Raw genomic sequence first — 12,183 nt, 5'->3', positions numbered from 1 at the left:
TTTCTCTGACTGCGTCAGAAATTCTGGATATGACGCCATCAGGCGTCACGGCGATCAATGTCTCTCGATTCATGCAACGGCCCGGCAGATCTGGTTTCGCCGAACCATCTGCGCCGGAATTGTCAAGGTAGCGTCAGCCTTTCATGGGGCATGACAAGAGACGTCGGCACCACATCACGAAGGCACCGAGAAAGGCGGCAACGGGACTCCGCCCGTCACGCCAACGCGGACGCGCTGCGTCGCAATCAGAAGAGAGCGCCCGCGAACAGATTCTCATCGCTGGCCGGGGCTGGTCCGCTTTCGGCCACAGGGTTCACCACGCCGAAGATGCCGGCGTGGATCTCACGTTCGGCGGCCATGGTATAGATCTTGAAAATGCGCTCGGAAATAGCAGCTACAGGCGCTTCCAATCCGCTCCTGCCGGCAAACGCCCGGCGCGCAAGTCCGGCCTCGCTGGTGCAGGAGGCCAGTGTTTCCCTGATACCGGAACGGAAATCCAGGCTGGCGACGATTTCGGTCACCTGCGAGGTCATGGTCTCGCCGCACTGGCGCAGTTCCTGCACGTTCAGATCCATCGACGCCCCCGCTTCGCCGATATGGACAAGCGCTGCATCGATATGGCTGCCGAGACCGGAAGAGTTTTCCGGCTCGCCGGCCTCCCGCCAACCCTTGAGGCCGGTGGTCTGCGTTTCAAGCTTGCCGAGCCCGACCAGTATCTTCTCGGCATCCTCGTCGAGCAGCGATGCAAACGACCGCAATTCCCCGGCGACGACATTGATTGCCCGCCCCTCCTCGCCAAGCTTGCCGCAGCGCAGATTGGTGTTGAGCGCCATGTATTGGATATCGCGCCGGACGAGCTGAATGGTCTGAATGCTTGCAGTCAGCTCCTTGATCATTTCGGATGTCTTCTCGCTGAGAGTGTTTGCTCCGGCCGCGGCGACGTCAATGCGATCGACAACCGTCCTGGCGGCGGAAAGATCGCCGCGCAACGAATGGATCGGGCTCTTTCCGTCCTGACCGCTCTGCGACATCATCGTCTGGTAGAGGTTAAGCAGCGTGCCGATATCGCCGCTGAAGCCGCGGATGTTGTCGACGATCTTGGCGGTCTCGCGATCGAACCCCTTGGTCGTCTCGCCGAGCAGGTCGAAGATCAGCGTCATCGTCAATTGCGAGAGGCGCTGGCGGTCGGAGGCGGAAAGATCGGCCGGAGCTTCGGACGCGAGATAGGCCTCGGTCATCATGTGTGCAGCTTGGCAATGCTCGACCCTCTGCCGTGTGATATCGCCGATCTGCATGGCCGAAAGCGTATGGGCGACCTTGTTCTGGATCTTGCGCGCCAGGCCGGCAACCGTATCCGCCAGCTCCGAAAGATTGCGTCGCTGGACCTGGGTCTCCTCGGCATTCGACACGAGACGCTGGGCAATGGACGGTATGCCGTTCAGATGCTGGGCCAGCGACCCATCCTCACTGGCGGCGGCGGTTTCGATCTGCGCCTCCAGCGAACGGATCTGCAGCGACAGCGCCTTGACCTCCTTGGTGGCGAATTCGATGCGCTCGACGATTTCGCTGGCGAAGCTCGAAAAATCCGGAATGCGCGCACCCGCTATTTTGGCGGTCGCAGCGAAGGTTCTCAGATAGCGTAGCGTTTCTTCCATCGAGAGCACATGCTCGGCAAGCGATTGCCCGGTCTGGCTGATCGAGACCACGCATGCGTGACGCCGCGCTTCGGCCGGTGGCAATTTGTTCAGGAGATCCACCGTTTGGAGAAGGCGAGCCGTCGCTTCGGTCGCATTCTCCTCCTTTAGGGAACTGCCGATGTGTTCCAGCACGCTGACCAGTTTGGCGAGCGCTTCCGTAACAGTGATGAGGACCGCGTCCCCATCCAGGAAGCGCTGCTCGATCTGCAATCGGGCGCTTTCCAGGCGATCGACGAAACTGTCCGTCGAAGGAATAAATTGTCGGCTTATCGCTGCATGCGCCATACTGTCTTGGACTCCGCCTAGAACCATTCCGGAAAACTAAGACGAACAGAAAAACACGGGGTTAACGCCGAGGACGAAACGGCGACATTGCTGCATTGCTGCAATCCGGATGCGGCGCCGGAAAGCCCTGAGCGGATACTGGAGACCTTGCATTTCCGCCTCGATATTACGCTGACGACAATCCGAAAGATGGTGGTTTGAAGCCAGCTCCTTCTTGCGGGAATCCCACTGATAGCGGTCTCGAGCGGCGAAAAGAACCAAAGCCTTGCCGCGCCGACCTTTCGCCGGCGCGGCGAGGCTCGATATCAACCGAGGAAAGTGCGAATTTCGGCTGCGATCTCGGCTGCATGCGTTTCGAGGGCGAAATGGCCGGTATCGAGGAATTTGACGATCGCGTCGGGGATGTCCCGACGGTAGGCCTCGGCACCGGGCGGCAGGAAGAACGGATCATGCTTGCCCCAGACCGCAAGCAGACGCGGCTTATAAGTGCGGAAGTAGTCCTGAAAGGTCGGATAGAGCGCGACGTTGCTCTTGTAATCCCCGAAAAGATCGAGCTGCACTTTCTCCGCACCCGGGCGCGCCAGATAGAAACTATCGAGCGAATAGCCGTCCGGGGAAACCCTGGCGGCATCCGGGACGCCGTGGGTGTATTGCCACATCGTCGCTTCCGGCTGCAGGAAAGCCTTTAGCGCATTGCGGTTTTCCTCCGAAGCCTCGCGCCAATAAGCCTCGATCGGGTTCCAACCATCACTGAGGCCTTCCTCATAGGCGTTGCCGTTCTGGGAGATGATCGCCGTGATCCGTTCCGGATGCTTCACCGCCAGCCGGAACCCGGTCGGCGCACCATAGTCGAAGACATAAACGGCATAGCGGTCGAAACCGACGATCTCCGTGAAGCGGTCGATCGTCTCGGCAATGCTGTCGAAGCTGTTGTTGCCTTTCGGCGCATCCGATTGTCCGAAGCCCGGCAGATCCGGCGCGACGATATGGTAGCGATCGGCCAAGAGCGGAATGAGATCGCGATACATGTGGCTGGAGCTTGGGAAGCCATGCAGCAGCAGGAGCTTGGGCGCACCGGGCGAACCTGCCTCGCGATAAGAAACTTTGACACCTTCGACATTGACGGTGCGATAGTTGATATCAGCCATGATAAGGTCCTTTCATAACCTTCCTAGTCGAATTTTTCGAGTTACGAATCCAGAATTCGGATGGTGGTGGCGGCCTTCCAGACATGAACGATGGCGATGGCAGAAGCCCCGCAGCAAGGCGGAAGTCACCTTTTCCCTGCCGCGCCATTTCGCCCGGGCATCCTGACACGAACAATATCTGTCTCTTCCGAGAGCATCGGCTCCTCCCTATGGCGAGAATAGTAACCATTCAAATGACGTTAATAGGGTTACGCCCGATATGCGTAACTTGTCAAGAGGCTTTTGACAGGTTATATAGCACCCATGTTTTCGCGCGGCCGCTCAGCATCCTGCCGGCCGGAAAAGGAGTAGCCGATGGGCAACCACTCGCCCGCCATCTTCATTGGCGACACGCTGGGACTGGATTTCCTCAATTCGGTCGCAACGCCTGTGGATGTGCCGATCGACTGGATCGACGACGGAGAGGGCCTGCTGCGCTGGCTGGAACAGGCACGCCTCGTCCCGCCGGAGACGCTTACGGTCATGCGCGAACGGGCCTTGCCCGGCGAGCTCGACAAGGTCGCCGATCAGGCAAGAAGCCTGCGTGAATGGTTCAGGAGCTTCGTGCTTGCCCGCAAGGGAAGGCCGCTGACATCGGATGTCTTGAACGAACTGGAGCCGCTGAACCGCCTGCTGGAACGCGACGAAGGCTTCGCCCGGATCGTCGCAAGTCCGGCGGACGAAAACGGTAAATTCAGCTTTCAGCCGATGCGGAAATGGCGCTCGCCCGAAGCGTTGCTATTGCCGATCGGCGAAGCGCTGGGGCGCTTCGTCTGCACGGAGGATTTCTCCGACGTGAAGGCCTGCGAAGGCCACGCATGCACCTTGCTTTTCGTCGACCATACGCGCGGCCACCGCAGACGCTGGTGCAGCATGGCGATGTGCGGCAACCGCGCCAAGCAGGCCGCCCATCGGCACCGGCTCAAACAGAGCTGATGCCGATGGGCATGCTTGGCGCGCGAAAAAGTTGAAAGGTTTCGTGCGACGATCAGCCGGAACTGAGCGCAGCTCGCTCCGGCGCAACCACCGCTGAAATCCGACAGCGATCTATAAGCTCAGACCGGATCTTCCCGGTGCAGATCATGGATGGCGACGGCATCGTCGCTGAAGGGCGGCAGCAGCCATTCGCTATGGCGCAGCGTGCGCTTGGTATCCTCCAGCCCCATATCCCAATGCTCGCGCATCGAGGTGCCGGAGAACTCGTAGTCCTTGGCGTGGCCTTCGTAGTTCTTGTGCTGATAGATCAGATGCACGATGTTGACGACGCCGGCATCGGAATAATCGGCGATCAGCTCTTCTTCTTCCGGGGTCAACTGATCCTTGGGAACACGCTTCAACGCACCCAGGAGCTTCATCTTCAGCCCGTGAATGCGCTTGAAGTTGTCGGTGTTCTGCCGTGTGCGGCTGGAATACATGATGTCCTTATGGCGTGACAGCACGTCCGGCATGCTGCGCGGCAGCACGCCGCGGGCGCTGAACAGATCCACCTGGAACACCAGCGAGCTGCGGTCTTCTTCCTGATCGAGCAGATATTGCAGCGGCGTGTTGGAGACGATGCCGCCGTCCCAATAATATTCGCCTTCGATGCGGATGGACGGCAAGGCAGGCGGCAGGGCGCCGCTCGCCATGATGTGCTCGGGGCCGATGCGAATATTGTCGGTGTCGAAATAGACGAAATTACCAGTGCGGACATTCACCGCGCCGACGCTGAAGCGCTTCTTGCCATCGTTCAGCAGGTCGAAATCAATCAGCATCTCCAGCGTCTTCTTCAGCTCCGCCGAATCGTAGAAGCTGGTCGCACCTTCGGCTCCCGGCAATTCAAGCCAGGGATTGGGGAAACGCGGCTTGAAAAAGCCGGGCTGGCCCATGGTCATCGTCATCCACGAGCTGGTGCGGTTGCGGATATCGCGGAAGAAATCGCCTTCCGGCGTATAGGCCCATATCTTGCGGCCGGAGATGATCTGCCAGAATTGTTCGAGGCGCTGCAGGCGCCGGCTCGGTTCGTTGCCGGCGATGATGGCGGCATTGACCGCGCCGATCGAGACGCCCGAAAGCCAGGTTGGCTCGCATCCCGCTTCGGCAAGTGCCTGGTAGACGCCGGCCTGATAGGCGCCAAGCGCGCCGCCGCCTTGGAAGACCAAGGCGACGCGGTCATATTGCGCGGCTATTTCCGGGATGGTCGGCGCAGCCGCCTTGGTGTTTCGTTCGAGCACGGTCCGTCTCCACTATGGTCTAACAGTAAGCTTTCAGTTACCTGCGCTCGGCGAGATAGTCGTGAACGACTTCGCCAAGCCCAAGCGTCAGATCGGCGGTGAAATGAACGGCCGAGACCACTTCGAGAACCGGCAACCGCGCGACATCGGCCATGACATGCGGCCTGAGATCGAGGGCGGCGGGTGAGGTCCAGGCTTCCTTGATGGTGATATCGGTCAGATAGTAGCGCACCAGCTCGCAGATGCGCGGGGTGGCATCGACATGCGGCACGATCTTGATCAGGAAGTTGGGTTCCGACAGAGCGGCCAGAAGTGGTCCCTGATCGACCGGCCTATGCTTGTAGCCCATCGTTCCGGTGGCGCAGAGAACGCTGCCGTAATGCAGCGTACCGACGATGACCTCGCCTTCGTTGACGATCTTCGGATTGGCCAGCTTCTTGGGAAAGCCCCAGATCTCGCGGCCACCGGTGATCGGCGCATCGTCATCCAGATACATGGAATGGACATAGCCGCCTTTTTGTCCGCGATACGTAACCGGGATGACCTGTCCGGTCTCTGTATAGTCGCCGAAGCCGGTGGAGTCGGGCATGCGGATGAATTCGTATTTCACCAGCGGCTCGTCGATTTCGAGTGGCGCGGGCACGACGGCCTCAAGCGCCTCGCGCGAGGTTCGGTAGGTGATGATGATATATTCGCGATCGAAGAACCGGTAGGGTCCGGGGGGATAGGAAGGATTGGTCAGCGGCATCGCATAGGCATGCTTCAGAATGTCTTCGACCTTCATCTTATTGTCCGTCGTTGGAGGAAATCGCCGGGCGCCGGTGCGAAAACTTGCACGGTTGCGTGACAGTGAAGTGTCAGCTACCAAATGGTTGCGTGGGAGCAGACCCGCCACTGTTATCAAAGCGACATATCCGGCTGGCAGTGTGCGCTCATCTTGAGCATTTCCCCTTACCCAACCATGTCATAGCGATTGCGGGAGTAGCATAATGGGTTCGTTGATTTCGAAGAATGCGCTGGTCACCGGTTCGACGAGTGGTATCGGCCTTGCGATCGCACGCGCCTTTGCCGCCGAAGGCGCGAATGTGACGATCAACGGCCTCGGCGATGCCGATGCGATCGAAAAGGAACGGGCTGCCATCGAGGCCGATTTCGGCGTGAAGTGCCGCTACTCCGGCGCCAACATGATGAATGGGGAAGAAGTCACCGCCATGGTGCATGAAGCCGAGGACGCCTTCGGCAGCCTCGATATCCTCGTCAACAATGCCGGCATCCAGTTCGTGGCCCCGATCGAGGAATTTCCCGACGATAAGTGGGAAGCGATCATCCGCATCAACCTGCTGGCCGCCTTCTACGCCATCAAGGCTGCCATTCCCGGCATGAAGGCCCGCAAATGGGGCCGCATCATCAACACGTCCTCGGCGCACGCGCTGGTCGCCTCGCCGTTCAAATCGGCCTATGTCTCGGCCAAGCACGGGATCACCGGCCTCACCAAGACCATCGCACTCGAAGCCGCGCAGGACGGCGTCACCGTCAATTCCATCGCGCCCGGCTATGTCTGGACGCCGCTCGTCGAGAAGCAGATCCCCGAGACGATGAAGGCGCGCAACATGACGGAAGAGCAGGTCAAGCACGATGTGCTGCTCGCCGCCCAGCCGACAAAGGAATTCGTGACCGTCGACGAAGTTGCCGCCATCGCGGTCTTCCTGTGCAGTGAGGCCGCGAAACAGATTACCGGCACGACGCTTTCCGTCGACGGCGGCTGGACTGCCGAATAATAGCCAGACATTGCCGGCACATGTTCGAGGAGCGGGCCGGCTTCCGGCAGCCGAAGGCTGCAGTAGTTACATGAAAACAGAGCAGGAGGCGCACAATGACCGATGAAACACAGGATCGGCTCAGCCGCATCAAGGATGAGATCGTCGATAGCTTCGACGAAGAGCTGGAGATGCAGCTCGAGGAGGACCGGCTGGACGAGCTGGTCGCAGAGGGCCTTATCGACGAAGGCGAGGCGACGCTCGACCGCCGCGTCTATTTCCGCGAACTCTTCCGCCTGCAGCACGAGCTGGTGCGCCTGCAGGACTGGGTGCAGTATAAGAAGCTCAAGGTCGTCGTACTGTTCGAGGGCCGCGATTCCGCCGGCAAGGGCGGCGCCATCAAGCGCGTCACCCAGCGCCTCAATCCGCGCGTCTGTCGCGTGGTAGCGCTGCCGGCGCCAACCGAGCGCGAACAGCACCAATGGTATTTCCAGCGCTACACGGCCCATTTGCCCACCGCCGGCGAAATGGTGCTGTTCGACCGCAGCTGGTATAACCGCGCCGGCGTCGAGCGCGTCATGGGCTTCTGCTCGCCCGAAGAGCTGGAAGAATTCTTCCGTTCCGTGCCGGATTTCGAGCGCATGCTGGTTCGCTCCGGCATCATCCTCCTCAAATACTGGTTCTCGATCACCGACGAGGAGCAGGAATTCCGCTTCAACATGCGTATTCAGGATCCGCTGAAGCAGTGGAAGCTTTCGCCGATGGATCTGCAGAGCCGCGTGCACTGGGAAGAATATACCAAGGCGAAGGAAGAGATGCTGGAGCGCACGCATATCCCGGAAGCGCCGTGGTGGGTCGTCCATGCCGTCGACAAGAAGAGGGCGCGTCTCAACTGCATCGCGCATCTCCTGAACCAGATTCCCTACGAAAACGTGCCGAAGCCGGAAATCGTCCTGCCCGAGCGCCTGCGGCATATCGATTACCATCGCACGCCGGTTCCGCCGGAAATGTACGTGCCCGAAGTCTACTGACTGGGAACGTTGAGGGCCCGTCTCCGACGGGCCCTCAACTCCTGAAGCAATTCCAGGAAAAAGCGGTTTTCCGTCCGGAATTGCGAGACAGCAAAGAGTTAGTGGCTTAGGGGTTCCGTGAAGACTAGATCGCTCTAACTCCGCCCGCCTGCAAGCAAGGCCGGCTCACGGTCAGACTGGACGATAGGCCCATTCGGATATGGCGCCCAAGCCCAGCCGCCGCAAGAGCTCGTAGGCAACCCTCCGGTTGATAGGATTGTGCAGCCTGAGGACTTTCGAGCCAAGAAAATCCATCTCGGCATGCTCGAACGGCAGGAGATGTCGTGCCCTGCCAAGTGCGGCCCGATAGAACTCATGAAAATCCCGGCGGCAGACATAGGTCTTATACTTCGTCATGCAGAAGGCGGCAAAGGTATCGCTGTTCCTGCGCAGAAAATCGGAGACGCCGACCGTCACCTCCGGCCAAGCCGGATTGAAGGTGTCGTCGAAGGCGATGATACCATGATCGGCCAGCACACTCTTCGCCAACCGGCTGTCGGCAACGATGTGGCGAAGCAAATGTCCTCCGTCGACGCTGAAAAAACGAACCTGCCCAACCTTGTCGATAATAGCCTGCGGATCGAGCCTGGTGCTATCGCCGGTTATGACGAGTTCTTCATCGACGGGAATGCCCAGGGATCTTCCGTTGTCGAGGAAGCGTTGATATTGCGCACCATCCGCTTCTATGTCGAAAAGGTCGATCGCAAGCACATTGTCATCGGGTGCGCTGATCTTGCGCAGCAAAAAATAGGACCGCCCATAATAGACCCCGATTTCGGCGAGGCCGCCGTATAGTTTCTCCTGCCTTTGCTTTTCGATCAACGACAGGAAGACAAGCGCATCCGGCGGGTCGATATAGCCATCGATTTTCTGAAGATCGCGAAACACAAATTTTCGAACGCCCGATTTCAAATGTAACCTCACTGGTTTTCTTCATGCATTTCGCCGCCGAACGTCCACATCGATGGGGACCAGTCGGCCGAAAAATTCATCGTTTCTGCAAGGACCGCGCGCAGCGAAGTCGCAAGCTTTCGAAAACTGGGGTGGGACTGTGTCAAGACGAGCGCAACTAGTGGATATAGCGACGTTTCTGTCGTATTTCGGATAGTGATGCGCGGGTTGGATAGTTCCGGCCTATATCAGCCCCAATATCGAAACCGCATCGCAGACAATGGCGAATAGCGAGCCGGCACCTTAAGTGATGTATAATGTGAGTCTAAAATTCACATCATCGGCCGAGGAGACCGTCATGACTGCGCCGCACCCCTCGAAAACGCATATCGGCAACCACGCCCTCCATCCCGAAACCCAGATGCTGAATTACGGCTACGACCCCGAGCTGTCCGAGGGCGCGGTCAAGCCCCCCGTTTTCCTGACCTCCACCTTCGTCTTCAAATCGGCCGAGGACGGGCGCGATTTCTTCAACTACATATCCGGCCGCAACGAGCCGCCGGCAGGTAGAGGCGTCGGCCTCGTCTATTCGCGCTTCAACCACCCCAACAGCGAAATCGTCGAAGACCGTCTCGCCGTCTACGAGCGGACGGAAAGCGGCGCGCTGTTTTCCTCAGGCATGTCGGCGATCGCCACCACGCTGCTGGCCTTCGTCCGTCCCGGCGATGCGATCCTGCATTCCCAGCCGCTCTATGGCGGCACGGAAACGCTTATCGCCAAGACATTCCTCAATCTCGGCGTTTCGGCGGTCGGGTTCGCGGACGGTGTCAGCGAGACCTCGGTAATGGCGAGTGCGGAGGAAGCATTGGCCAAGGGCCGAGTGTCTGTCATTCTTGTGGAGACGCCCGCCAATCCGACCAATAGCCTGGTCGATATCGCCATGATCCGCCGCGTCGCCGATGCGATCGGCAAGAAGCAGGGCCACACGCCGATCATCGCCTGCGACAATACCCTGCTAGGCCCGGTCTTCCAGCGGCCCATCGAACATGGCGCCGACATTTCCCTTTATTCCCTGACCAAATATGTCGGCGGTCATTCCGACCTGATCGCCGGCGCCGCCCTCGGCTCCAAGGCCATCATCAAACAGGTCAAGGCGCTGCGCGGCGCGATCGGCACCCAGCTCGATCCGCATTCCTGCTGGATGCTCGGCCGATCACTGGAAACGCTGCAGCTCCGCATGGAACGGGCCGATAGCAACGCCCGGGCCGTGGCCGATTTCCTGCGGGATCATCCGAAAGTCGAGCAGATACACTATCTACCCTATACCGACCCCGCATCGGCCACGGGCCGGACTTTCGCCGCCCAATGCAGCGGCGCAGGCTCCACCTTCTCCTTCGATATCAAGGGCGGCCAGCCGGCATCGTTCAAATTCCTGAATGCGCTGCAGATCTTCAAACTCGCCGTCAGTCTCGGCGGCACGGAATCGCTGGCCTCCCATCCGGCAACAACTACGCATTCCGGCGTTCCAGTGGATGTGCGCCATCGCATCGGCGTGCTGGAATCGACGATCCGCCTGTCGATCGGCATAGAGCATCCAGACGACCTCGTCGCCGATCTGGCATCCGCACTCGAAGTCGCATGATGGAGATCCTGCGATCTACGACGCGGATGAACGCTGCAACGATCAGCTATGCACGGTCAGGAGGTTCGCATCCCGCGCAAGGCACCACCGGCCATCGGCCTCCTTGCGCAGAAGCGTGAGTGTGTAACCCGATTGTTTGATGGCATCGGCGCCTGGCGGTGTCATCGTGATGTCGATGTGGTTGCGAATGAAGGCCCAGTCGCCGAGCACGCGCAATTCGACGATCTCGCTGGTGCCTTCCATCTTTACGCCGTCCTTGCCCTTGGCGGCGGCGGCGAAGGCTTGCTTGCCAAACGGCTCTCGGCCCGGCACCATGAAGACGACATCATCAGTCATCAGCCCTAAAACGGTTGCCGTATCGCCCGCCTTGCTTGCGGCGATCCAGGTTTCCACAACTTTCCGGATTGCCTTTTCGTCCTCCGTCATTCCGAATCTCCTCCATAGGGCAGCGCCGCGTTGCAACAGCGGCTGCGTTTCAACTCGTGAGGCGAGAACTATTGGACGGAGAAAATCGGCATTGCCTATGCTCAATCATCCGGCCAGGTTTCAATATCCGGATTAACGATATAGAGCGCTCCGTCATGCCGGACATAGCAGATAGCGAGACTTCCTTGCCGCAGACGAACCGGCCTATTCCGGCTCATCCTTGGGCTTGGCGGCGCGCAGAGCATCGCTGAGCTCCATTCTGGCCGTTCCGATCAGCTGCTCCATGGCAAAGCGGGCAGCATCTGGACGGCGCATGCGGATCGCATCTAGAACATCCTGATGCCGGGCGATGGCATATTCGTGCGATTGGCTCGCCCTGTTGGTGAGACGGAAACTTGCCAGCAAGGCCGCCCGAATGGCGGTGGCGAATTGCCGGAAAACCCAATTGCCGCTGGCATTGATGATGGCAGTGTGAAACTCCAGGTCCGCCTGGCTCCATGCCTCGTTGTCACGGGCATTCGCGGCGACCATATCCTCGAAAGCCTCCGCGATTTGCGCAAGCTGCTTTGCGGTAGCATTGGCGGCAGCCTGTGCGGCGGCGGCAGGCTCCAGCACCTGCCGCGCGTCGAGCAGGGAATCGTAGAAGCTGCGGTCGTTGCTGAGCGCCAGCGTGGCGTCGAGAACCAGCGGATCCAGATAGTTCCAGTTCTCCCGCGGCAACACCGTGGTGCCGGCGCGGGTACGCGAACGGACCATTCCGAGTGCCGAGAGATATTGCATGGCTTCGCGCAGGCTGGTGCGGCTGACGCCATAGAGCTCAGAGAGCTCGGCTTCATTGGGCAGGATCGAACCCTCCGCAAGAGCACCAGACACGATCTGTCCGATGAGTTTCTTCAACAGTTCCTCGCGCACGGTGCGCTTTCCCTGTTCAGGCGCAGCCCCACCCCGCGTCGTGCGCAAAGACCCCAAACGCGTACTCATCACCTGTACTCCCTTCCGCTTGCCCGGTGGCGAT

Annotated in this window: 11 protein-coding genes; 4 read left to right on the top strand and 7 right to left on the bottom strand. The window is 59.6% G+C overall.

Annotation, left to right across the window (positions count from 1 at the left end):
• Nucleotides 1–245 precede the first annotated feature (245 nt).
• Both FP026_RS13470 and FP026_RS13465 read right to left on the bottom strand, forming a co-directional pair.
• A complete protein-coding gene (locus tag FP026_RS13470; RefSeq protein WP_149635135.1) occupies nt 246–1,982 on the bottom strand; it encodes a hypothetical protein in 1,737 nt (578 codons plus the stop codon).
• Between the two features lie 305 nt (nt 1,983–2,287).
• Nucleotides 2,288–3,130 carry an alpha/beta fold hydrolase gene (locus tag FP026_RS13465; RefSeq protein ID WP_149635134.1) on the bottom strand — a complete coding sequence of 281 codons (843 nt, stop codon included), beginning with the start codon at nt 3,128–3,130 and terminating at the stop codon, nt 2,288–2,290.
• Nucleotides 3,131–3,484: 354 nt separating this feature from the next.
• Here FP026_RS13465 and FP026_RS13460 point away from each other — a divergent pair, with 354 nt between their 5' ends.
• Nucleotides 3,485–4,105 (top strand): CGNR zinc finger domain-containing protein, encoded by a 621-nt coding sequence (locus tag FP026_RS13460; RefSeq protein WP_149635133.1) that lies wholly within the window; start codon nt 3,485–3,487, stop codon nt 4,103–4,105.
• 119 nt (nt 4,106–4,224) lie between these two features.
• Here the strand turns inward: FP026_RS13460 and FP026_RS13455 are convergent, their stop codons facing one another.
• Together FP026_RS13455 and FP026_RS13450 are read right to left on the bottom strand one after the other, a co-directional pair.
• Nucleotides 4,225–5,382 (bottom strand): patatin-like phospholipase family protein, encoded by a 1,158-nt coding sequence (locus FP026_RS13455; protein WP_149635132.1) that lies wholly within the window; start codon nt 5,380–5,382, stop codon nt 4,225–4,227.
• Between the two features lie 37 nt (nt 5,383–5,419).
• The gene (locus FP026_RS13450; RefSeq protein WP_149635131.1) at nt 5,420–6,166 is read right to left on the bottom strand and encodes an acetoacetate decarboxylase; all 747 of its coding nucleotides are present in this window, start codon (nt 6,164–6,166) and stop codon (nt 5,420–5,422) included.
• 205 nt (nt 6,167–6,371) lie between these two features.
• On the opposite strand from FP026_RS13450, the gene FP026_RS13445 reads away from it, so the two are divergent.
• Nucleotides 6,372–7,160: a 3-hydroxybutyrate dehydrogenase gene (locus FP026_RS13445; RefSeq protein ID WP_149635130.1), complete on the top strand. Its 789-nt coding sequence runs from the start codon at nt 6,372–6,374 to the stop codon at nt 7,158–7,160.
• A 95-nt stretch (nt 7,161–7,255) separates the two neighbouring features.
• Entirely contained in the window at nt 7,256–8,170 is a 915-nt protein-coding gene (ppk2, locus tag FP026_RS13440; RefSeq protein ID WP_149635129.1) for a polyphosphate kinase 2, read from the top strand.
• A gap of 171 nt (nt 8,171–8,341) precedes the next feature.
• Here ppk2 and FP026_RS13435 read toward each other — a convergent pair whose 3' ends face one another.
• Nucleotides 8,342–9,121: a class I SAM-dependent methyltransferase gene (locus tag FP026_RS13435; protein ID WP_149635745.1), complete on the bottom strand. Its 780-nt coding sequence runs from the start codon at nt 9,119–9,121 to the stop codon at nt 8,342–8,344.
• Between the two features lie 337 nt (nt 9,122–9,458).
• Between FP026_RS13435 and FP026_RS13430 the strand changes: the two genes are divergently transcribed.
• On the top strand, nt 9,459–10,742 hold the full coding sequence (locus FP026_RS13430; RefSeq protein WP_149635128.1) for a cystathionine gamma-synthase family protein: 1,284 nt from the start codon (nt 9,459–9,461) through the stop codon (nt 10,740–10,742).
• Between the two features lie 42 nt (nt 10,743–10,784).
• Here the strand turns inward: FP026_RS13430 and FP026_RS13425 are convergent, their stop codons facing one another.
• Together FP026_RS13425 and FP026_RS13420 are read right to left on the bottom strand one after the other, a co-directional pair.
• Nucleotides 10,785–11,168 (bottom strand): SgcJ/EcaC family oxidoreductase, encoded by a 384-nt coding sequence (locus tag FP026_RS13425; RefSeq protein ID WP_149635127.1) that lies wholly within the window; start codon nt 11,166–11,168, stop codon nt 10,785–10,787.
• 204 nt (nt 11,169–11,372) lie between these two features.
• Complete coding sequence (locus FP026_RS13420) at nt 11,373–12,149, bottom strand: FadR/GntR family transcriptional regulator (RefSeq protein WP_149635126.1); 777 nt, start codon at nt 12,147–12,149, stop codon at nt 11,373–11,375.
• Nucleotides 12,150–12,183: the final 34 nt, after the last annotated feature.

Origin of the sequence: Martinezella tropici, from assembly GCF_008370325.1 — a bacterium.
GTDB lineage: Bacteria > Pseudomonadota > Alphaproteobacteria > Rhizobiales > Rhizobiaceae > Rhizobium > Rhizobium tropici_B.
Note: the sequence above shows the minus strand (reverse complement) of the source record. Positions and strands in the feature narration are given on the sequence as shown.

What these genes read in the sequence shown, in the direction of transcription:
- FP026_RS13430 (WP_149635128.1), top strand. Translation starts at nt 9,459, where the DNA reads ATGACTGCGCCGCACCCCTCGAAAACGCATATCGGCAACCACGCCCTC.
- ppk2 (WP_149635129.1), top strand. Translation starts at nt 7,256, where the DNA reads ATGACCGATGAAACACAGGATCGGCTCAGCCGCATCAAGGATGAGATC.
- FP026_RS13460 (WP_149635133.1), top strand. Translation starts at nt 3,485, where the DNA reads ATGGGCAACCACTCGCCCGCCATCTTCATTGGCGACACGCTGGGACTG.
- FP026_RS13425 (WP_149635127.1), bottom strand. Translation starts at nt 11,168, where the DNA reads ATGACGGAGGACGAAAAGGCAATCCGGAAAGTTGTGGAAACCTGGATC.
- FP026_RS13470 (WP_149635135.1), bottom strand. Translation starts at nt 1,982, where the DNA reads ATGGCGCATGCAGCGATAAGCCGACAATTTATTCCTTCGACGGACAGT.
- FP026_RS13445 (WP_149635130.1), top strand. Translation starts at nt 6,372, where the DNA reads ATGGGTTCGTTGATTTCGAAGAATGCGCTGGTCACCGGTTCGACGAGT.
- FP026_RS13420 (WP_149635126.1), bottom strand. Translation starts at nt 12,149, where the DNA reads ATGAGTACGCGTTTGGGGTCTTTGCGCACGACGCGGGGTGGGGCTGCG.
- FP026_RS13450 (WP_149635131.1), bottom strand. Translation starts at nt 6,166, where the DNA reads ATGAAGGTCGAAGACATTCTGAAGCATGCCTATGCGATGCCGCTGACC.
- FP026_RS13465 (WP_149635134.1), bottom strand. Translation starts at nt 3,130, where the DNA reads ATGGCTGATATCAACTATCGCACCGTCAATGTCGAAGGTGTCAAAGTT.